The sequence below is a fragment of the Pseudoroseicyclus sp. H15 genome (genome assembly GCF_054353345.1).
This window is the reverse complement of sequence record NZ_JBTHJE010000009.1, coordinates 1-20,087: the sequence shown is the minus strand read 5'-3', so window position 1 is coordinate 20,087 and position 20,087 is coordinate 1. Positions and strand designations below refer to the sequence as shown.

The 20,087-nt window shown below is 68.6% G+C and carries 20 protein-coding genes; 5 read left to right on the top strand and 15 right to left on the bottom strand.

Annotation, left to right across the window (positions count from 1 at the left end; genetic code table 11):
* Position 1: 1 nt before the first annotated feature.
* The 11 genes from flgK to ACXN5S_RS18830 form a co-directional block, all read right to left on the bottom strand.
* Positions 2-1,450 carry a flagellar hook-associated protein FlgK gene (gene flgK / locus ACXN5S_RS18880; protein WP_458607036.1) on the bottom strand — a complete coding sequence of 483 codons (1,449 nt, stop codon included), beginning with the start codon at positions 1,448-1,450 and terminating at the stop codon, positions 2-4.
* A 28-nt stretch (positions 1,451-1,478) separates the two neighbouring features.
* The gene (locus ACXN5S_RS18875) at positions 1,479-2,789 is read right to left on the bottom strand and encodes a flagellar hook protein FlgE (protein ID WP_458607035.1); all 1,311 of its coding nucleotides are present in this window, start codon (positions 2,787-2,789) and stop codon (positions 1,479-1,481) included.
* A 75-nt stretch (positions 2,790-2,864) separates the two neighbouring features.
* Positions 2,865-3,722, bottom strand: coding sequence for a flagellar motor protein MotB (locus ACXN5S_RS18870; RefSeq protein ID WP_458607034.1), 858 nt, complete (start codon positions 3,720-3,722; stop codon positions 2,865-2,867).
* A gap of 76 nt (positions 3,723-3,798) precedes the next feature.
* Positions 3,799-4,566: an FkbM family methyltransferase gene (locus ACXN5S_RS18865; protein WP_458607033.1), complete on the bottom strand. Its 768-nt coding sequence runs from the start codon at positions 4,564-4,566 to the stop codon at positions 3,799-3,801.
* Positions 4,563-4,955: a DUF6165 family protein gene (locus ACXN5S_RS18860; protein ID WP_458607032.1), complete on the bottom strand. Its 393-nt coding sequence runs from the start codon at positions 4,953-4,955 to the stop codon at positions 4,563-4,565. Before ACXN5S_RS18860 ends, ACXN5S_RS18865 begins: the two co-directional genes overlap by 4 nt.
* On the bottom strand, positions 4,946-6,319 hold the full coding sequence (locus tag ACXN5S_RS18855) for a tetratricopeptide repeat protein (protein ID WP_458607031.1): 1,374 nt from the start codon (positions 6,317-6,319) through the stop codon (positions 4,946-4,948). The genes ACXN5S_RS18860 and ACXN5S_RS18855 overlap by 10 nt, the downstream gene beginning before the upstream one ends.
* A complete protein-coding gene (locus tag ACXN5S_RS18850) occupies positions 6,319-7,104 on the bottom strand; it encodes a hypothetical protein (protein ID WP_458607030.1) in 786 nt (261 codons plus the stop codon). Before ACXN5S_RS18850 ends, ACXN5S_RS18855 begins: the two co-directional genes overlap by 1 nt.
* A gap of 140 nt (positions 7,105-7,244) precedes the next feature.
* Positions 7,245-8,897: a glycosyltransferase family 4 protein gene (locus tag ACXN5S_RS18845; protein WP_458607029.1), complete on the bottom strand. Its 1,653-nt coding sequence runs from the start codon at positions 8,895-8,897 to the stop codon at positions 7,245-7,247.
* 43 nt (positions 8,898-8,940) lie between these two features.
* Positions 8,941-10,002 (bottom strand): Gfo/Idh/MocA family protein, encoded by a 1,062-nt coding sequence (locus tag ACXN5S_RS18840; protein ID WP_458607028.1) that lies wholly within the window; start codon positions 10,000-10,002, stop codon positions 8,941-8,943.
* Positions 9,999-10,784 carry a ThuA domain-containing protein gene (locus ACXN5S_RS18835; RefSeq protein WP_458607027.1) on the bottom strand — a complete coding sequence of 262 codons (786 nt, stop codon included), beginning with the start codon at positions 10,782-10,784 and terminating at the stop codon, positions 9,999-10,001. Before ACXN5S_RS18835 ends, ACXN5S_RS18840 begins: the two co-directional genes overlap by 4 nt.
* A gap of 98 nt (positions 10,785-10,882) precedes the next feature.
* Positions 10,883-11,656: a sulfite exporter TauE/SafE family protein gene (locus ACXN5S_RS18830; RefSeq protein WP_458607026.1), complete on the bottom strand. Its 774-nt coding sequence runs from the start codon at positions 11,654-11,656 to the stop codon at positions 10,883-10,885.
* Positions 11,657-11,783: 127 nt separating this feature from the next.
* Between ACXN5S_RS18830 and ACXN5S_RS18825 the strand changes: the two genes are divergently transcribed.
* Together ACXN5S_RS18825 and ACXN5S_RS18820 are read left to right on the top strand one after the other, a co-directional pair.
* Entirely contained in the window at positions 11,784-12,704 is a 921-nt protein-coding gene (locus ACXN5S_RS18825) for a sugar kinase (RefSeq protein WP_458607025.1), read from the top strand.
* 108 nt (positions 12,705-12,812) lie between these two features.
* Positions 12,813-14,249 (top strand): mannitol dehydrogenase family protein, encoded by a 1,437-nt coding sequence (locus ACXN5S_RS18820; RefSeq protein ID WP_458607024.1) that lies wholly within the window; start codon positions 12,813-12,815, stop codon positions 14,247-14,249.
* A 284-nt stretch (positions 14,250-14,533) separates the two neighbouring features.
* Here the strand turns inward: ACXN5S_RS18820 and ACXN5S_RS18815 are convergent, their stop codons facing one another.
* From ACXN5S_RS18815 to ACXN5S_RS18800, 4 genes are all read right to left on the bottom strand, one after another.
* Positions 14,534-15,106 carry a cob(I)yrinic acid a,c-diamide adenosyltransferase gene (locus ACXN5S_RS18815; RefSeq protein WP_458607023.1) on the bottom strand — a complete coding sequence of 191 codons (573 nt, stop codon included), beginning with the start codon at positions 15,104-15,106 and terminating at the stop codon, positions 14,534-14,536.
* Positions 15,106-15,306 carry a twin transmembrane helix small protein gene (locus tag ACXN5S_RS18810; RefSeq protein WP_458607109.1) on the bottom strand — a complete coding sequence of 67 codons (201 nt, stop codon included), beginning with the start codon at positions 15,304-15,306 and terminating at the stop codon, positions 15,106-15,108. Before ACXN5S_RS18810 ends, ACXN5S_RS18815 begins: the two co-directional genes overlap by 1 nt.
* A gap of 109 nt (positions 15,307-15,415) precedes the next feature.
* Entirely contained in the window at positions 15,416-16,288 is an 873-nt protein-coding gene (locus tag ACXN5S_RS18805) for an SDR family NAD(P)-dependent oxidoreductase (protein ID WP_458607022.1), read from the bottom strand.
* A gap of 73 nt (positions 16,289-16,361) precedes the next feature.
* Positions 16,362-16,877, bottom strand: coding sequence for an SH3 domain-containing protein (locus ACXN5S_RS18800; protein WP_458607021.1), 516 nt, complete (start codon positions 16,875-16,877; stop codon positions 16,362-16,364).
* Between the two features lie 205 nt (positions 16,878-17,082).
* Here ACXN5S_RS18800 and ACXN5S_RS18795 point away from each other — a divergent pair, with 205 nt between their 5' ends.
* The 3 genes from ACXN5S_RS18795 to ACXN5S_RS18785 all read left to right on the top strand — a co-directional run.
* The gene (locus ACXN5S_RS18795) at positions 17,083-19,401 is read left to right on the top strand and encodes a DNA topoisomerase IV subunit A (protein WP_458607020.1); all 2,319 of its coding nucleotides are present in this window, start codon (positions 17,083-17,085) and stop codon (positions 19,399-19,401) included.
* A gap of 4 nt (positions 19,402-19,405) precedes the next feature.
* Entirely contained in the window at positions 19,406-19,855 is a 450-nt protein-coding gene (locus ACXN5S_RS18790) for a hypothetical protein (protein WP_458607019.1), read from the top strand.
* 115 nt (positions 19,856-19,970) lie between these two features.
* Positions 19,971-20,087: GTP-binding protein (locus ACXN5S_RS18785; RefSeq protein WP_458604060.1), on the top strand; the 117-nt coding region annotated here is incomplete at its 3' end.

The window sequence follows — 20,087 nt, the reverse complement described above, 5'->3', positions numbered from 1 at the left end:
CTCAGATCTCCATCAGTTTCCGCATCAGCTGGTCGATCGTCTGCACCACGCGGGCATTGGCCGCGTAGGCCTGCTCGACGATCAGAAGCTGCTGCATCTCGAAATCGGTATCGACACCCTCGGCCAGCTCGGCCCGCTTCATCGTGTCGAAGCGCGCCTGGGCGAAGCCCATCGTCTCTTCGGCGTTGACCCGGCCCAGGCTGACATCGGCGACCCAACCGCCGGCATGGGTGGCAGCGCTGGCGAGCGCGCCGCCGGTGACGGGCAGGGCGCGTTTTTGGGCCATGGCATCGGCATGAAGGGTGAGCTGCGACGACTCGCCGGCATTCACAGGGGCGCCCGCGCCGATGCCGCTACGCAGCCGCCAGAGGGCGCCACCGTCCTGCGGGTCGACGAGCGAATTGACGCTGAGGCGACCGGCGAGGCCGTTGATCGGGTTGGCGCCGAGTTCAGCGCCATCGTCGGTGAAGAGGCCCGGAGCTCCGGCGGCGCGGGTGGGATCGAAGGCCGGGTCTTCGAAGCGGGCGACAAGGTCGGCGGCGACCTCGTCGAGCGCGTCGGCGGCTGCCGGCAGAATTTCGTCACGCAGCTTGAAGGCGGCCTCGAGCGCGCCGCCGGCGAGGCGGCCGAAGCCATCGGCGCCCATTGGGTCGCCGTCTTGCGTGATCTGGCTGAGCGCGCCGCTGGCGAGCGTCATGTCGGCGGTGATGATGGGGCGATGGGTGAAATCATATTGCGAGGGGCGGTCATCGAGAAGCACCTCTCCGGTCGCGGTGACCAGCGCCACCTTGCCCTGCTGGCGGTCGATCTCGCGCACCGGCACGATGGCGGAGATGGTATCGATCGCCCGTTGCCGCTGGTCGACCAGGGCATTGGTGTCGCCGCCGGAATTTAGCGTCTCCTGGATGGCGATGTTGAGCTCATGCACCTGCTGGAGCGAGCTGTTGAGTTTGTCGACATGGCCCGCGATCATGGCATCAGCCTCGGCGCGCTGGGCCTGCAGGGCATCGGCATCGCCGTTGATGGCATCGGTGAGCGTGGTCATCGTGGCAAGCACCTTCGACAGGCGCGCCTCGCTGGAAGGATCGGCGGCGCTGGCGTTCAGCGCCGCTTCGAAGGCGTTCATCCGCTGCGGGATGGAATGGCTGTCTTCGATGGTGCCGGTCTCGAATTCGAGATTGCGGAAGGCGGTGGCGAGCGTCTCTTCGTAGGAGAGCGCCGAGCCGGCAGCGCGCCGGTCGCTGATGAGGCCGCGGTCGACCATGCGCTCGACGCCGAGCACTTTCACGCCGCCGCCCTGGCCGCCGAGCGAGGCCGAGCCGAGGCGGATCTCGCGCCGACCAAACCCATCTGTCAGCGCATTGGCGATGTTGTCGGCAGAGACCTCTGCCATGCGCGAGGCCGCCGAGAGCCCCGAGAGGGCGTTGTTCAGCGCATGTGAAATGCTCATGATCTACCTCCGGCCCGGCTTTGCCGGCCTATCGCTTCATGTTGGTGGTTTCCTGCAGCATCTCGTCGACGGTCTGGATGACCTTGGCGTTCGACGAATAGGCGCGCTGCGTCTCGATCAGGTTGGTCAGTTCGCTGGCCACGTCGACGGTGGCCTCTTCCTGGGCGAAGCCGAGGATTTCGCCCACGGGGCCGGCGCCGGCGCCCCAAAGATAGAAGGAGCCGCTCTCGTCGCTGACGGTGTAGCGCTGGTTGTCGCCGACATGCAGACCGTTGGGATTGGGCACATCGACCAGCGGCACCTGGTAGAGGATGCGGGCGAGGCCGGTGTCGAAATAGGCATGGACATAGCCGTTGGCATCCACCTCCACCGAGGTCAGCGTGCCGGGAGGGGCGCCATCTTTGGTGATGGAATTGGGCGCGAAGACATCCGACAGCTGCGACATGCCCGAGAAATCGTTGATCTTGCCGATGGATACGGTCACGTCCTGAGTGGCGTTGGCGACCGAAAGCACGAAGGTGCCCGTAGCGGGGTCGTAGGCCGGGCTGCCGGCCGCGGGCGTGACCGAAGCGAGCGTGCCGCCGAAGCCCGCGCTGTCATCGAAGACGAGGGTGTACTCGCCCAGCACGCCGCCGCCGCTGGCATCGTCGGTGATGGTCATCGTCCATTCGTTCGAGGCGCCGGCGGCGGGCACGTCGGGCGTGTAGGTGACGGTGAGGGTCTGCGGTTTGCCGAGGTTGTCGTAATACTCGATCGAGACCGACTCGGTATCGCCGGCCGAGCCCGCCTCTGTCGCCGTGGCGGGCAGGTTGACGCCCATGGTGATCTCGCTCGTCGGCTGGGCCGCGAATTGCGAGGCGCTGATCTGAATGCCCTCAAGCCCGTTGACGGAATCCCGCGGGAAATCGGGAATGCTGCCGTCGGCATCTGCCGGCCAGCCCATGAGGACGGCGCCGTCAGAGGTGGTCAGGTAGCCCTCGGCATCGAGCCGGAACGAACCGGTGGTGACCAGCTCCATCTGCAGCGTGTCACCTTCCGTGACCAGATCGGGGTGCGAGACAACTGGCATGAAGCCCCGGCCCCGCACGGCCAGATCGGTGGGGTTGGAAGTGGAGAGCAGCGGCCCCCGCTCGTCGATCAGCCGGTGGGTGGAAACGCGCACGCCGCCAGCCGCGTAAATCCCCTTGCCGGCGTCGATGACCATCGAATGGAATTCGGTGGTGGCGCGCTTGTAGCCCGCCGTCTCTGAATTCGCGATGTTGTCGGAGATCGTCGACAGGTTGCTCGCGTTGGCCGAAAGGCCGGCCACAGAGGCGTTGAGGGAGGAAGAGAGCGTCATGGACGGCCTTTCAACTTTGCAGGACGGCCCTCATGTAGCCGCCCCGGGCTAAGGCTTCGCTAATGCCGGCCCTTTTCAGCCCTGGCTTCGCAGCAGAACGATCTCGACCCGGTCGTTGCGGGCGGCGGCCGGCTCTGGGACCGCGTGATCGCGGTCGGCATGACCGGTCAGGCGGCTGATGCGCCCGCCGTCAAGCCCGCCCGATTCCAGCGCCTGCCGCACCGCACCGGCGCGGGCGGTCGACAGGTCCCACACCGGGTTGTCGGCCAGCACGACAGAGCGGGTGGAGAGATGCCCATCGATGGCCACGTCATTGGTGACGAGGCTGGCCAGCCGGGCGACCATATCCACGATCTCCTCCGTCACGGGCCGCATCTGCGAGGTGCCCTCGTCGAAGATCGGCGTGCCGGGCAGGGCGAAGATCTCGATGACGAGGCCCTCGTCGGTCAGCCGGGTGACGACATGGCGGCGCGCCAGATCGGTGAGGTCGCTTTCGCCGCTGGCGGCGTTGAGCATCTCCTCGATCTCCTGCAGCGCCTGGGTTTCGGCGTCGTTGACCGCGCTGTTCTCGGCCTCCGCCAGGGTGGTCGGCGCGCCGAGGCCCTGGGAATCGACATCCGGGTTGGGCGGCTGGCGCAGCATGCCGGTGCCATCTTCGGCGAAGCTATCCTCGGCAAACATGGAATCGCCGGCGAAGATGCCATCGCCCCCGCCAGAGACGCGGCTGAGCGGGATGCTGGGCGAGAAGTAATCGGCGATGCCCTTGCGCTGCTGCTCGGTCGTGGCGTTGAGCAGCCACATGAGCAGGAAGAACGCCATCATCGCGGTGACGAAATCGGCATAGGCCACCTTCCAGGCGCCGCCGTGATGGCCGCCACCGGCGATGACCTTCTTGCGCTTGATGATGATCGGCGCATTGCTCTGGACGCTCATGGCGCACCCCCTCGATTGACCCGCTGAAAGCCTTATCGAGAGGTTGTTGAGCGAGGCTTACCCATTCAAATCTGAGTCAAAGGTCGCCTTTGCGCCATATTTCGTCCGGCCCGCAGAACTCCACCAGTTCGTAACCGGCGGCCCGCATGATGCGGCCGATCTCGGGCGTGGCGTTGTTGTTCTCAATGGCCCAGATGCCCACGCGGTGGCGGGTGAAGGGGAAGGCCGCCAGCGCCGCGACCTCGCCGCCCTCGATGTCGAGCGAGACGAAATCGGGGTGCATCAGCCCGGTCTCTTCCATCAGGGCAGAGAGGGTGCGGGTCTGCACGCGGATCACCGCCTCGCGGTGGCGCGGATCGGCGCGCACCTGGCCAAGGAGAGCTTCGTCATAGCTGCCGGCGAGGCCGGACATCTGCGTATAGCCCTCGGAAATCTCAAGGAATTCCGCCTCGCCATCTTGGGCCGCCACGGCATAGGGCAGGCAGGGGCAGCTGCGGGCGGCGCGGGCCTTTTCCAGCTGCGCCGGCACGGGTTCCACCAGCGCGCCCGTCCAGCCGCGATGCCGCTCTAGGAACAGGGTGTTCGAGCCGGTGACACCATCGTAGCCACCGATATCGAGGAAGGTACCACCCTCGCGCCGGCCGGTCAGGCTGTCGACCACGGCGTCCTGCCCGGCCTGGCTGCGGTAGGGATAGCCCGGCTCCAGCATGGCGCGGGCCTCGTGCATCACGCGGATGAGCCCGCCGCGGCGGCGGCTGCGCTCATGCTTCAGGGCATCGCTGGCCTCGCGAAGGGCCTGCCGCGCCTCGTCGCGCGCGGCCTGCAGTCGCACCTCGGGCGTCATGGCGCGCCATCCGGGCTGACGTAGGATTTCTCTTCGACGATGGCTGAGCCGAGGGCGAGGTTCATGCGCTTCTTCACCGCCGCCCGTCGGTCGTTCGTGCGGTATACGGCGCGGGCGAGGGAGATGAATGTCGGGCCGAAATCACCTGCCGCCTCGCAGGCGCGGATATCGTCTTCGATCTGCCAGAGCTCGGCGTTGATCGCGCGCAGCTCTTCCGTCAGCGCGGGTAGGTCCGGATGGGCGAGGGGCGCCGCCGTGGCCTCCAGCCGCGCCAGCTCGTGGCGCACATGGGCGAGCTTTTCAGGCTCACTCATCTTTTGCGCCTTCAGCTCCAGAATGGTGATCTTGTCGATCAGCTCGCCGGGCGAGGTGGGGACCATCAGCTCCATGAGCGCTTCCTCCCTGCTATGGCCGCCAGCTCGGGCTTGATGCGGTCGAACAGCCCGGCCCAATCGCCCGGGTTGCTCTGCCGGACAAGCCGCATCGAGGGATACCAGGGCGTCGCCTCGCCCTCGGGTTGCCAAAGCCAGAAGGGGTCGTTGTGCAGCAGCGTCCACACCGGCACGCCCAGCGAGCCGGCGACATGGGCGGTGGCGGTGTCGGAGGTGAGGATCAGATCCATCGCCTGCATCATGGCGGCATTGTCGGCGAAATCGCTCTCGCTGCCGCCGAAATCGGGGATCAGCGCCGCGCTGCCGCTGGCGTGAAACTCCTTCAGCTTCGGGCCCTTGTAGAGCGAGAACAAGCGCAGGCCCGGCACATCGAGCAGGGCGTGCAGCTCTTCATGCGGGAAGGAGCGGAAGGCGTTGCCGCGATAGGTGAGAGAGCCCGTCCACACCACGCCTACGCGGAAGACGTCGCGGTAGGGCGCGGTCATCGCCTGGGCGCGGCGGGCGGCGCTTTCGGGGATGCTGAGCATGGCGGGGGGTGGGATTTCGTCGGTCAGGGCGAAATGCAGGGCCGGGAGGTCCATCACATTGGTCCAGACGTCGAAGCCCTCATCGGGCACGCCCTTCACCACGCGGTCGGCACCCTCGATACCCTCGATCAGCCGGTGCACGGGGCGCTCCGCGGAGAGAAGCACCTCCGCCGGCCCGAACTGGCGCAGCACCGGCAGGAAGCGCAGGAAGGCGATGGCATCGCCGAAGCCCTGCTCGGGCAGCACCAGGATGCGCTTCCCGGCGAGGCTCTCGCCCTGCCATTTGGGCTGGGCCAGGGCGCGGGGCGTCAGCTCGCCGGTGTCCCAGCGGACGGCATAATTGGCGAAGCCCTCCGCATAGGCGCCTGCGGCGAGCTGGGTGAGCGAAAGCTGCAGGCGGAGCTCGGCATGATCGGGAAAGCGCGCAATGGCGCGGCGCAGATGTGCGGCGCTCTGCTCCAGCCGGCCCATCGAGCGCAGCGTCTTGCCAACCATGGCCTGCGGGTCGGGCGCGTCTGGTGCCTCTTCGGCCAGCGCCTGGCGCAGCGGCAGCGCCTCTTCATAGGCGCCGGTGTCGTGCAAAATGTTGGCGAGGTTGTTGCGGATGCCGGGGCCCTGCGGCTGCAGCGCATAGGCGCGGCGCTGGGCATGAACCGCCAGCTCATGCCGCCCCTGGCTGCGAAAGAGCGCGCCGAGGTTCGACCAGAAGCCGGCATCGGCGGGGGTGCGGGCGAGATAGGCAGCATAGGCCTCCTGCGCCTCCTCCAGCCGCCCGGCGCGGTGCGCCTCAAGCGCCCTGGCCTTCAGCGCGCCGAGCGCCGGGTCGTCGGCCATCAGCCCTCGCCCCGGCGCTTGACGGGGGTGACGAGCCGGGCGGGCCGGCGCTGCTCGGCGGCCTCGAAGAGCGAGAAGGTCTGGTTGACGTAATTCACGGCGCCGGAGATCAGCTCGAGGTAATCCTGCAGATCCTGCGTGTCCTCCGCCTCGACCATCTGGACGGACCGTTCCGGCCCCACCGTCTCGAACCCCGCATAGAACAGCGGCTCGCCGCGGGAGAGCTTGATGGGCTTTTCGGGCTCGTGCCATTCGAAGGCCCACATCAGCGGGCGGGGCCAGACGTTGATGGGGAAGCGCCCGCCGAAGATCGTCCCCGGCAGAGCCTCGCGCCGGTAATGCATGAAGGGCGAGACCTGGCTCATGTAGACCGGCTCGTCGGCGACGAAGAGATAGGGCAGCGATAGCTGGATCGTCGGCACGCCCGGGCGGCGCCACTCGGCCTCGTTGGTCAGGTGCAGTTTCTCGCCCAGTTTGCTGGGGCGGATGCTGCTTTTCTCGCCGGCCAGATTGCGCAGGGCGGGCTTGCCCTTGTCGTCGCGAGTGAAGCCGATGTGGATGTCGAAGGGGCATTTGATGACGAAGTAGCGGCTTTCGAGGTTGATGACCGCCGGGCAGCGCGAGGCGCTCTTGGCATGGCGCCGGTCTACATCGACAGAGCGCACGCGCTCGGGCGGGGCATAGATGATGCCGCCCTTCTTCTCCGTCAGCAGCCAGCCCACGGTGACGGGGCCAGAGCCGCTGGCCTCGCCGGCGGTGTTCTCGAAATTGACGGAAAGTCGCATGCCCGGCCCTCGCGGTGTTTGCGGCATAGAAGGCCGAAGGCGTGGGCAAGTCAAACCGGCGGGCGCCTCACTGGTCTGGAGGCCACCCCTCCGCGCCCCGCCCGGCGCGGCGAGGTTCGTGCGGGGTTTCGTAGATTGGATCAGCGCAGCGGAGGGCGCGGCAGGGTGACGAGGTTCGCCTTGGCGAGCTGCAGGACAGCGGCGATTGTGGGCCGCAGGCCAAGCCCGGTGGCGCGGGCGAGGCTGGTCACATCCATGGGGCCCTCATCCGCCAGCAGGGTGCAGAGGCCGGCAAGCTGGGCCGGCGAGAGGATCGAGCGGCGGTAGAGCGCGCGGGCGGAAAGCCGGTCGAGCTCCGCCAGCTCTTCGGCGCTCGGACGGGCGCGGGCGGTGACCACCGTCTCTGGCGTGAGGGTGGCAGAGGGATAGCCGGCGTAAAGGGCGAAGGGGTCGCCCTGCAGCGGTGAGGCCAGCGGCGGGCTCGCCGGGGCAGCGGCGGCCCGCCGGGTGGCAAGCTCATCGGCCAGCGCGAGGTAGCGCGGGATGATCGCACGCCAATCGAGATTGGCGCGGACATGCGCCTGCGCCGCCGCGCCCATGCGGGCGCGCAGGGCCGGGTCGTCTGCGAGGGCGGTGAGCGCCTCGGCATAGGCGGGCACGTCGATCTGCACCTGCGCCTGCACGAGCGTCAGATGCTGAAGATAGCTGTCGCGCCCGTCGGCATAGCGCCGCCCCAGTTCGCCGCCGGCGCCGGGCGGGGCCATGCGCGTGGGGATGAGAAAGCCCGTCTCGCCGTGGATCACCGTGTCGCGGAAGCCGTCCCAATCCGGCATGACGACGGGCAGGCCCGCGGCCATGGCCTCGACGGGGACGAGGCCGAAGGTCTCCTGAATGGAATCGGCGGGGAGGGTAAAGATGTCGGCGCCCGCCCAGATATCTCGCCGGATCTCAGGGTCACGGCCATCGACGAGCGTTGTGGTGATGCCGGGGGCGAGCGCGGCGGCGCCCTCGCGGTGCAGGGCGGCCTGCGCCTCCTTCTCCGTCCAGCCAGTCAGCCACAGATGCACCTCGCGCCCCGCCTCGGCGAGCTGCTGGAGGGCGAGGAACAGCGGCAGCGGGTTGGCCTTCTCGACGATGGAGCGGCGGCCCATGGTCATGACGACGAGCGCGCCCTCGGGCACGCCATGCCGGGCGCGCATGGCCTCGCGGGCGCCGGGCCGGGGCGCGAAATCGGCGGTATGGATGCCGAGAGGAATGACTGGCAGCTGTGGGAGCGGCACGCGGCGGGCGCCGTAGCGCCGTTTGAAATAGGTGCTCTCCGCCTCGAAATGGCGCTGCATCACCGACTGCACAGCGCGGCTGGTGCAGATGATCGCGTCCCATTCCTCGACCGGCTGGGCGATGAGATCGTGCAGGCCTTCGATGACGCGGCGGGTGGAAACCGTATGCGTGAGGCCCACCAGCGAGGCTTTCGTGGCGCCATGCCGAAGCCGGGCCCAGGGGGCGCTGGAATAGCCGGGCGTGGGGAAGAAGACGGTGCCGAGGCCGGTGAAATCGCCACCCTGCGGCAGAGTGTGAACGGCGAGCGTGCGGGCCTCACCGCGCTCGGCGAGCAGCTTTCGCAGCTCCTCGGCATGGGCCGGGCCTTCGGTGAGCACGCCCAGATCGCCCGCCGGGCCATATTGCAGCCAGCCCTTCAGGAAGCCCTCGCCGGCGGAGCGCCGGCCGACCAGATCGCGGCCCGCACCCTCGATCTGGTCGGGGTGGAAGTAGAGGGCGGCGGGGCTGGTCACGGCTCGTCGCTCCTGGCGGAGCGCCTCGCGGCGCCCCGCGCCATCAGATCGCCAGCTCCGCGCCGGCGGCGACATGGCTGGCAGCGGCGCTGTCGAGCACGCGCTGCAGCTCAGCGCCGCGGGCGAAGTCCGGGTCCATCCCCTCGCCGCTGTCGAGGGCCTGCGCGAAGCGCTCGTAATTGGTCGGCTCCGGCGTGGGCTTCACCTCGTGCCAGGTCTTGTGGCGCATGGCGTCGAGGCCGATGCAGGTGCGCATCCATGGGTTCTGAAAGTCGAAGCTCAGCTCGATCGCGCCATCGGTGCCGTAGAGCTTGAGAAAAAGATCGTTGTGATAGCCGCTGGCGAAGCGCGAGCCATGGATCACGCCGAGCGCGCCCTTCTCCATGCGGACCTGCATGGTGAAGCTGTCATTGGCGTCGAGCACGTATTCGCCGATCTTGTCGCCCTCGGCCTTCTCGAAGGTCGCGAGCCGGCAGGAGATATGGCTGATGTGCTGGCCCGCCGCGAAGCTGGCGAAATCGAGGATATGCACGCCGATATCGCCCAGACAGCCGGTCGAACCGTGGCTTTGAGACAGGCGCCAGAGCCATTTAGGGTCGGTCCGCCAATCGCCCCAGGTATCCTGGTTGAGCCAGCTTTGCAGGTAGCTCGCCTCGAAATGCCGCAGCTCGCCGATGGCCCCGTCGGCCACCATCCGCGCCGCCTCGGCCAGCTCGGCGGAGCGGCGGTAGGTCAGGTTGATGCCGTTGACGATGCCGGCGGCCTGCGCGGCCTCGGCCATCTCGCGCGCATCGGCATGGCGGGGGGCGAGGGGCTTTTCGCACAGCACATGCTTGCCCGCCGCGATGAGCGGCAGGGTGGTGGCGTAATGGGCGCTGTCGGGCGTGACATTGGTGGCCGCGTCGAATTTGCCCCAGTCGAGCGCGTCGTCGAGCGAGGTGAAGGCATTGGGGATGTGATGCTCTGCGCAGAACTTGGCGAGCCGGGCCGGGTCGCGGTCGACCCCGGCGACGACCTCGACATTCGCACAATTGCGGAAACCCGCGACATGGGCGCCCGCCATGCCGCCGGTGCCGAGCACGAGGAGCCGGTGCTTGCCGCTCACCGGAAGCCCTCCTCGCCCGCCTCGTGCAGCGTCTCGCCGCGCTGCTCGATGGGTTCGAGCGCGCTCTCGACCGGCACGTTGGGGGCGGCGTTGGGGTCGGCCACGCGGGGGGCGGGGTTATGCGCCCAGCGGGCGGCGTTCACCAGAACCTTGCGCACGTTCTCGTCGTAATAGGTGGGGTAGGTCTCGTGGCCGGGGCGGAAGTAGAAGACGCGGCCGGCGCCGCGCGTCCAGCAGGCGCCGGAGCGGAAGACCTCGCCGCCCTGGAACCAGCTGACGAAGACCTGTTGCTCGGGCTCGGGAATGCCGAAGGGCTCGCCGTACATCTCCTCGTTTTCCAGCTCGAAATGATCGGGCAGGCCGGCGGCGATGGGGTGGTTGCGGGCGGTGACCCAGATCCGCTCGCGCTCGCCCGCCTCGCGCCAGGTGAGGTTGCAGGGCGTGCCCATCAGCCGCTTGAAGGGCTTGGAGAAATGGCCCGAATGCAGGACGACGAGGCCCATGCCGGCCCAGACGGCCTCCTGCACGCGGATCGCCACCTCTTCCGACACGTCGCCATGCGCGGCATGGCCCCACCAGAAGAGCACGTCGCAATTGTCGAGCCGGCCCTCGGGCAGCCCGTGCTCGGGCTCCTGCAGGGTGGCCGTCTCGGCGCTGATGCCCTCGGCGGCGTTCAGCGCCTCGGCGATGGTGGCATGCATGCCCTCCGGGTAGAGCTTGCGGACGAGGGCATTCTTCTGCTCGTGCACGTTCTCGCCCCAGACGATGGCTCTGGTGGTCATGTGTCTCTCCATGGCTGGCTCTGCGGCGCCGGGTCGGGGCCCGGCGAATTTGCGGGGGACATTGGCGCTGCGCGGCGCGGGGCGCAATGGGGGCGGGGCTAGAAGAGCTCCACCCAGCCGTCGTAGAGCAATTTCAAGGCAACCAGCGCGACCATGACATACATGATCGGGTAGAAGACCTCTGGCTTCAGCCGTTTGACGACCTTCGCCCCGAGGAAGGTCGCGAGCGCGCCGACGGGCAGGAGCGCGGCCGAAATCTCCAGATTCTGCACGTCGATCTGGCCGAGCGCGAAATAGGGGATGAGCTTCACCGCGTTGACGATGGCGAAGAACAGCACCGAGGTGGAGGTATAGACGCGCGGGCTTTGCTGCAGCGGCAGGGCATAAACCTGGTAGGGCGGCCCGCCGGCATGGGCGACGAACGAGGTATAGCCCGCCACCGTGCCCCAGAAGGTGCCACGGGCCTGGCTGTGGGTGCGAGGCGGCGTTTCGGTGCGGCTGAACCGCTGACGGAACCAGTTCACCGCGAAGGCGAGTGCGATGCCGCCCACGATGAGCTTGACCGCCGCCTCCGAGACGAAGGCCGCCGTGGCCCAGCCGATGGCGATGCCGATGAGCCCGCCGGGCAGCAGCTTCCACAGGGTCGACTTGTCCCACTCGCCCCACCAGCTCCAGAGGCTCACCCAATCCATCACGATGAGGATGGGCAGCATGATGCCGGCGGCCTGCACCGGGCTCATCACCAGGCTGAGGATCGGCACGCCAAGAATGCCGAGCGCCCCGCCGAGCCCGCCCTTGGCGAGGCCGACGAGGAAGACCGCGATCAGCGCCGCCGCCAGCACGTGCGGGTCGAGGAGGAGAAAGTGTTCCATGCCGCGCTGTTACTCCCCGCCCGGCGGCGGCGCCAGAGGCCCGGCGATGGCTGCGGCGCGCGCTTGGCGCTTGTCCCCGGGGCGGGCGGAGGGCAGGTTGCCGCAGGTGCGGGCAAGGGGGCATGGGATGGCGCGGATCGTCTCTATCGGCGAATGCATGATCGAATTGTCGGAGGCGGCGGGCGCGGGCCCGGCGCCCGGCCTCTGGTCGATGGGCGTCGCCGGCGACACGCTCAACACCGCCTGGTACCTGCGCCGCCTGCTGCCCGAGGGCTGGCAGGTCAGCTATGCGACGCGGCTGGGGGAGGATGCCTTTTCCGCCCGGATCCTGGGGTTTCTGGAGAGCGCCGGTCTCGACACCGCCCATGTGCAGCGTGATGCGGTGCGCGGCCCCGGCCTCTACGCCATCACGCTGACCGAGGGAGAGCGCAGCTTCACCTATTGGCGCGGCCAGTCCGCCGCCCGCCATCTGGCCGACGACCCCGCCGCGCTGGCGGCTGCGGTGGAGGGGGCCGAGATGGTCTATTTCTCCGGCATCACGCTGGCGATCCTCGCGCCCGACCGTCGCGAGGAGCTGCTCGACCTGCTGGCCACCGCCGGAGTGCCGGTGGCCTTCGACCCCAACATCCGCCCCCGCCTGTGGGAAAGCCCGGAGGCCGCGCGCGACTGGGTGAGCCGCGCCGCGCGCACCGCCGCCATCCTGCTGCCGAGCGCCGATGACGAGGCCGCGGCCTTCGGCGACACCTCGCCCGAGGCGACGCTGGCCCGCTATGCCGATCTCGGCGTGCCGGAGATCGTCGTGAAGGCCGGCGGCGGCCCCATCCACTGGCAGGCGGAGGGGACAAGCGGCGTGGCCGGCGCCCATGCCGCCGTCGTCCCGGTCGATACCACCGGCGCCGGCGACAGCTTCAACGCGGGCTATCTCGCGGCGCGCCTCACCGGCGCCGCCCCCGCCACGGCCATCTCCTCCGGCCACCACATCGCCGCCCAGGTCGTTCTGGCCCGCGGCGCCCTGACAGAGATCACGCCTCCTCCTGCGCCCGACTGATCCCCGTCGCGCCCCGCCCCTCCTTCATCTGGCCAAAAATACCTCGGGGGTCCGGGGGCAGCGCCCTCGGCCTCTTCGCCCCTTCCTCCCGCCTGCAGGATGTCTCCCATGCCCGCTCCCCGCCTGACCCGCCAATCGCCCCCCGAGCCCCGCCCCGGCATCGTCCATCTCGGCCTCGGCGCCTTCTTCCGGGCGCATGGCGCGATCTATGTCGAAGAGGCGATGGCGGCCTCCGGCGGCGATTGGGGGATCGTGGGAGTGAGCCTCAAATCCCCCGGCCAGCGCGACAGGCTGGCGCCGCAGGGCGGGCTCTATACCGCTGTCGAGCTGGGGCCGGAGGGAGAGGTGCCACGGCTGGTGAGCTCGGTGCAGCAGGTGCTGGTGGCGCCGGAGGACCCGGCGGCCGTGCTGGCAGCGCTGGGCGCGGCAGAGCTGGTCACGCTGACCATCACGGAGAAGGGCTATTGCCATGTGCCGGCCACCGGGCGGCTGAACCGCGATCACCCGGATATCCAGGCCGATCTTGCCGACCCAGCTCGGCCCGCCTCGGCCATCGGCTATCTCGCCCGCGCCCTCGATGCGCGGCGCAAGGCGGGGCAGGCGCCATTCACCGTGCTCTCCTGCGACAACATTCCCCAGAACGGGCGGCTGCTGCGCGGGCTGGTGCTGGAGCTTGCCGGGCTGATCGATGCCGAGCTGGCGGAGTGGATTGGCGAGAAGGTCGCCTTCCCCTCCTCGATGGTCGACCGCATCGTTCCCGCGACGACGGAGGACGACATCGCCCGGGTCGAGGCGCTGACCGGCCATCACGACGCCGCCCCGGTGATGCACGAGCCCTTCCGGCAATGGGTGGTGGAGGACCACTTCTGCGCCCCCCGGCCCGATCTCGGTGCCGTGGGGGTGGAGCTGGTCGCCGATGTCACCCCCTTCGAGCATATGAAGCTGCGCTGCCTGAACGGCACCCATTCCGCGCTCGCCTATCTGGGCTATCTCGCCGGGGCGGAGACCATCGCCGAGGCCGTGTCCCGTCCGGCGCTCGCGGGATACGTGCGCCATCTCTGGGCGGAAGAGATCATCCCCGTGCTTACACCGCCGCCCGGCACCTCGCTGGAGGCCTATGCCGAGGCGCTCTTCCAGCGCTACGCCAACCCCGCCATACGCCACCGCACCTGGCAGATCGCCATGGACGGCTCGCAGAAGCTGCCCCAGCGGATCCTTGGGAGCGTAGCGGAGAACCTGGAGGCCGGCCGCGAGCCGCGCGGTCTGTTCCTGACCATCGCCGCCTGGATGGCCTACACCTCCGGCCGCGACCTCTCCGGCGCGCCCATCGACGTGCGCGACCCGCTGGCGGAGCGGCTCGCCGGCTGCTGGCCCGGTGAGCCGGCGGAGGTCGTGGCGCGGTATCTGGAGATCGGCGAGGTCTTCGGGGAAAGCACAGACAGGGCCGCGCTGCAGGCCGGCGTGACGGAGGCTCTGACGTTGCTGCTGGAGCAGGGGGCGGAGGGGGCGGCAGAGGCTGTGACGAGCGGCGGCACCGTTGGCTGATCTGCACGCCGGCAGTGCCCAAGGCGCCGCTCGATCCCTTTGTCTACGCTAGCACGCAGGGTGAGCGCCGGCGCGTCGGGTGGCGCTCTGACTGGGCCGCTACCGTTCTTTATACCGGCCACGCCCCTCCCAGCTCAAAGCGCTGCGCTTCCCTTACCAGAGCGCCAGCCCGCGGGACGGGCCGGCGCTGGCCCTGCGCCTTTGGCGCGCACCGGGCGGGGGATCAGCTGAAATGTCGGGGCAGTCAGGTCGCGCGGTGCATGCCAAGCACGCAACTCACAAACTCAGCTGCCCTGGCCGGGCACCCAGAGCACATCCGCCTTGCCGCTGTCGTTCGCCATCCGGGAGGCGGCGAACAGCCAGTCTGACAAACGGTTGAGATAGCGCAGGGCCGGCGGGTTGACCGCCTCTTCCTCGGCCAGCGCCATCGCCAGCCGCTCGGCGCGGCGCGAGATGGTGCGGGCGAGGTGCAGCTGCGCCGCCAGGGCCGAGCCGCCGGGAAGCACAAAGCTGCGCAGCGGCTCCAGCACCGCCGTCATCGCGTCGATCTCCTGCTCCAGCCACTCGACCTGCCGGTCGGTCACGCGCAGCACCGGGTGGCCGGCCTCGTTGTCCTTCTCCGGCGCCGGGCGTGACAGATCGGCGCCGAGATCGAACAGGTCGTTCTGGATGCGCCCGATGGCCTCTGCCACCTCGCTCTCCGCCGAAAGGCGGGCGATGCCGAGGGCGGCGTTGGTTTCGTCCACCGTGCCATAGGCCTCGACGCGCAGGGCGTGTTTCTTCACCCGGCTGCCGTCGGACAGCGCCGTGGTGCCGTCGTCTCCGGTGCGGGTGTAGAGCTTGTTGAGAACGACCATCAGCCCCTCCTGATCCAGACGTAAAGAAGGATCATGGCGATTGCGACGGCCTGCATGCCGACGCGCCAGCGCATGATCTTGTTGGCGTTGCGCTTGTTGAACTCGCCGCCCCGCCCGAAGGTGCCGATGCCGAAGAGCAGGATGATGGCCACCAGCAGCACCGCGCCGAGCGGCAGCAAGAGCAGGGGATCTTCACGCAGCATGGGCTTTCCTTTCGCGGCGGGCGGGCCGGTTCGGCCGCGCGCCGGGGGTAGCACGGGCCGCGGGCAGCGGCCAGAAAGGCGTCACCGCTGCGTGAGCCGTCATGGCCTAGCTGCCCTTTCGGGCCGGGGCTTTTGGCGGCGTCTTCGGGCGGTTCACGTAGAGGATGATGGCATCGATCCAGCGGGCCGGCAGGAACCGCCGCCCGACCGAGGCGACATGCGCCGGTACCGTCACGGGGTAGCGGGCGCGGGGGCGCTTCGCCTCCAGCGCGCGGACGAGCACGCGGGTCACCGCGGAGGGCGGCAGCTCGAAGGCATCCTTGCCGGGGCTCTCGGCATAGAGGCGGCTGCGCAGCACGAGGTAATCGGCGGCCCGCGCCGAGCGCTGCCAGTCGATCCACTTCTCGAAATGCGCGACGGAATTCTTGCGGATCGAGCTGGTCACCGGGCCGGGCTCGATGAGCACCACCTGGATGTTGTCGCGGTCGAGCTCCAGCCGCATCACGTCGCTGAGCCCCTCGATGGCGTATTTCGTCGCCGCATAGGCGGCGCGCCATTCGTAGGGCACGAGCCCGAGGATCGAGGAATTCTGCACGATGCGCCCATGGCCCTGCCGTCGCATCACCGGAATGACCTGGCGCACCAGATCGTGCCAGCCGAAGACGTTCGTCTCGAAGATTGAGCGCAGCGCGTCGCGGGGCAGGTCTTCCGCCAGGGCGGGCAGGCCGAAGGCACCGTTGTTGAAAAGGGCGTCGAGCGTGCCGCCGGTGGCCTCCAGCACCTCTGACAGGCCGGCGCGGATGCTCTGCTCGTCGGTGTAATCGATGCGGGGACTCTCAAAGCCCTCAGCGCGCAGACGCTCGCAATCCGCAGCCTTGCGGCAGGAGGCGAAGACGCGCCAGCCTTTCTCCCTCATCCCGTGCGCGGCATCGTAGCCGATGCCCGAGGAGCAGCCCGTGATGAGGATCGTCTTGGTCATGCGCCCTTTCTGCGGCGCGGCGGCGCGAACGGCAAGGCCGCCCGCGCCGGGAATGCTTGGTCTGGCTTGGGGGTTAGCCCAGGGGCGCGATCAGGCGTTCGGCCATCCAGCCTTCGACGTCGCCCTCGACCGTCTTCACGCGGGCCCAGCCGGCGCTGACTTCCAGCACCTCAAGATCGGTGCCGCCATTGAGCGTATCTACGATCAGGTAGTTCGTGCCCGGCCCGGCGCGCATGTTCACCCGGCTGCCGTCGACCTCGTAAAGATCGACCGCCTCCTGCTGGGCAGAGGCTTCCAGAACCTCGACGTCACCGGCGTCGGCTTCCAGCGTGATGGCCTCTTCCGGCGGCATTGCAATGCCGCCTTCGCTGCCGCGGATAACCGGCAGGTTCAGGCTGCCCGGATTGGTCATAGAGGCAAGCGTAACATTGTCGCCCGCGCTGCCTTGCGTGACGGTCACGTCATTGCCCTCTTCGAGCGTCGCGATGTCGACGAATTCGCGGGTTTCGGGCTCGAAGTTCGGGCCATCGGACAGCGCGTAATAGGCGCCGCCGAGGAAGAGGAAGGTCACGGAGATAAAAGTCTTCACTATCGTACTCCCGGGAGCAGGTCTGGATCTCGCCGTCTCGAGCAGCAGCGCAGCCGGGGGAGATCCAGTCTCGGTTTCACTTGTTAACTCTCCAATGCGTGACGCGCCGTGAGGTTCCCCTTTTGATTGCGAAGCGCAGCGTCGCAGGCGCCCGCCGCAGGGCAATGCGCTTGCCCGGGCCAGCGGGGGCGGCTAGACGAACCGAATGAGCGATACGCCCGATCCCGAAATCCCAGGCCCCAAGGGCGGCGAAGAGGTCAGCGAACCTCTCAGCCGGGCAATCGGCGAGCGCTATCTCAGCTATGCCCTCTCCACCATCGTCAACCGGGCGCTGCCCGATGCGCGTGACGGTCTGAAGCCGGTGCACCGGCGCATCCTTTACGCGATGCGCGAGCTGCGGCTGACCGCCACCGGGGGCTTCCGGAAATCCGCAAAGATCTCCGGCGACGTGATGGGCAACTACCACCCGCATGGCGACGGCGCGATCTACGATGCGATGGCCCGCCTCGCGCAGGACTTCGTCATCCGCTACCCGCTGGTCGACGGGCAGGGCAACTTCGGCAATATCGACGGCGATATGCCCGCTGCCTCGCGCTATACCGAGGCGCGGCTGACGGCCGTGGCCGAGGCGCTGATGGAAGGCCTGGCCGAGGATGCCGTCGACTTCCGCGACAATTACGACGGCACACTCACCGAGCCGATCGTCATGCCTGCGGCCTTCCCCAACCTGCTCGCCAACGGCTCCTCCGGCATCGCGGTGGGCATGGCCACGAACGTACCGCCGCACAATCTCGACGAGCTGATCGAGGCCTGCCTGCATCTCATCAAAAGCCCCGATGCCCGTGAGGAGACGCTGATCAAGATCGTGAAGGGCCCCGACTTTCCCACAGGCGGCGTCATCGTCGAACCGGCGGAGAGCATCGCGGAGACCTATCGCACCGGGCGCGGCTCGATCCGCCTGCGCTCGCGCTGGGAGGTTGAGGATCTGGGCCGCGGCACCTGGCAGATCGTCGTCACCGAGATACCCTACATGGTGCCGAAATCGCGGCTGATCGAGAAGCTCGCCGAGCTGATCCAGCTGAAGAAGCTGCCCGTGCTCGCCGATGTGCGCGACGAAAGCGCCGGTGACGTGCGCCTGGTGCTCGAGCCGCGCAGCCGCAATGTCACCCCCGAGGTGATGATGGAGATGCTGTTCAAGGCCTCCGACCTCGAGACGCGCTTCGCGATGAACATGAACGTGCTCATCGATGGCATCACGCCCAAGGTCTGCTCGCTGAAAGAGGTGCTGCAGGCCTTCCTCGCCCACCGCCGCGATGTGCTGGAGCGCCGCTCGCGGCACCGCATGGCGAAGATCGACCACCGGCTGGAGGTTCTGGAAGGCTTCATCACCGCCTTCCTCAACCTCGACCGGGTGATCGACATCATCCGCTACGACGACGACCCCAAGGCCGCGCTGATGGCCGAGGAATGGGCCCGCAAGACGCCGCGCTGCACCGACGAGAGCGATTACGTGTCGCCGCGCAGCTATTCCACCGGCGGCGAGCTCACCGAGGTGCAGGCCGAAGCCATCCTCAACATGCGGCTGCGCGCCCTGCGCAGGCTGGAAGAGATGGCGCTGCTCAAGGAGCAGGGCGAACTGATGGAAGAGCGCGCGGCGCTCGAAGATCTGCTCGGCAGCGAAGAGCTGCAATGGGCCAAGATCGCCAGCGAGCTGAAGGAGACGCGCAAGGCCTTCGGTGCCGGCGCGCCCGGCGGGCAGCGTCGCACGACCTTTGGCGAGGCCGGCGAGGCGGTCGAGGTCGCCATCGAGGCGATGATCCCGAAAGAGCCGGTGACGATTGTGCTGTCCTCCATGGGCTGGATCCGGGCGATGAAGGGCCATATCGACGTCACTCAGGAGCTGAAATATCGCGATGGTGACGAGGGGCGTTTCGTCTTCCACGCCCATACGACCGACCGGCTGATCCTGGTGGGCGAGAACGGGCGCTTCTACACGATCTCCGCCTCGGCGCTGCCGGGCGGGCGGGGCCTCGGCGAGCCGGTCCGCCTGATGGTCGACCTGCCGAACGACAGCCGCATCCTGACGATCTTCACGCATGAGGCCGGGCGCCGGTTGCTCGTCGTCTCCTCCGCCGGTGACGGCTTTGTCCTGAACGAGGACGAGGCGGTCGCGCAGACGCGGGCCGGCAAGCAGGTGCTGAACGTCAAGGACGGCGTGGTCGCCAAGGTCGTGGCGCCGGTGGCGGGCGATACGGTCGCCGTGGTCGGTGAGAACCGCAAGGTGCTGATCTTCCCGCTCGACGAGCTGCCCGAGATGGCGCGCGGGAAGGGCGTGCGGCTGCAGAAGTACAAGGATGGCGGCCTGTCGGATGCCATCACCTTCACCGTCGCCGACGGCCTCACCTGGCTCGACCCGGCGGGGCGCACCCGCACGCAGAGCGACCTGACCGACTGGACGGCCAAGCGCGCCACCGCGGGCCGCATGGCGCCGCGCGGCTTCCCCCGCGACAACCGCTTCGGCTAGGGGCGTGGCCCGGCTTCGCCACTGGCGCAAAGGGCTCGCCCGCTGGTGGGCCGGGGCTGGCGCGGCAGAGCGGGTGATGTCGGGCATCCTGGTGGTCTTCTTCGGGGCCTGCCTCTTCTTTATCGGGCTCGCCGCATCGAAGGTGATCGGCCCCACGGGCGGGCCACCCTGCGAGACGGTCGCGAGCGAGATCGGCAGCGGCTACTACTACGAACCCTCGCCCGGCTATTTCGACCGGGTGGGCGGCGTGCTCGTGACGTCGGCCTACGAGCAGGGATACCGGCAGCCGGACTGCGCGATGCTCTTCGGCTATCATCGCTGTGCGGTGACGGGGCCGGCGCTGGTGCGGGCCGAGATCTTTCGGCAATGGTCCTTCTTTCTGGTGCCGCCGGGGCAGGAGGCCGCAATCATCGTGCGCGGCCGGGGCGCGCGCTGCGTGCTGCTGGACGGGTGAGCCTGGCGCCGGCGCTGCAAGCCCGCTTGATTTCCGCTGGCCAAGCCAATACATCGCCCGGCGAAACGGGACTCGGGGCCTTTCGCGGCCCCCTTCAACAGCGGAGCGCCGGCACATGTCCAAGGCCAAGTTTGAACGCAACAAGCCGCACGTGAACATCGGCACGATCGGTCACGTCGATCACGGCAAGACGACGCTGACGGCGGCGATCACGAAGTACTTCGGTGACTTC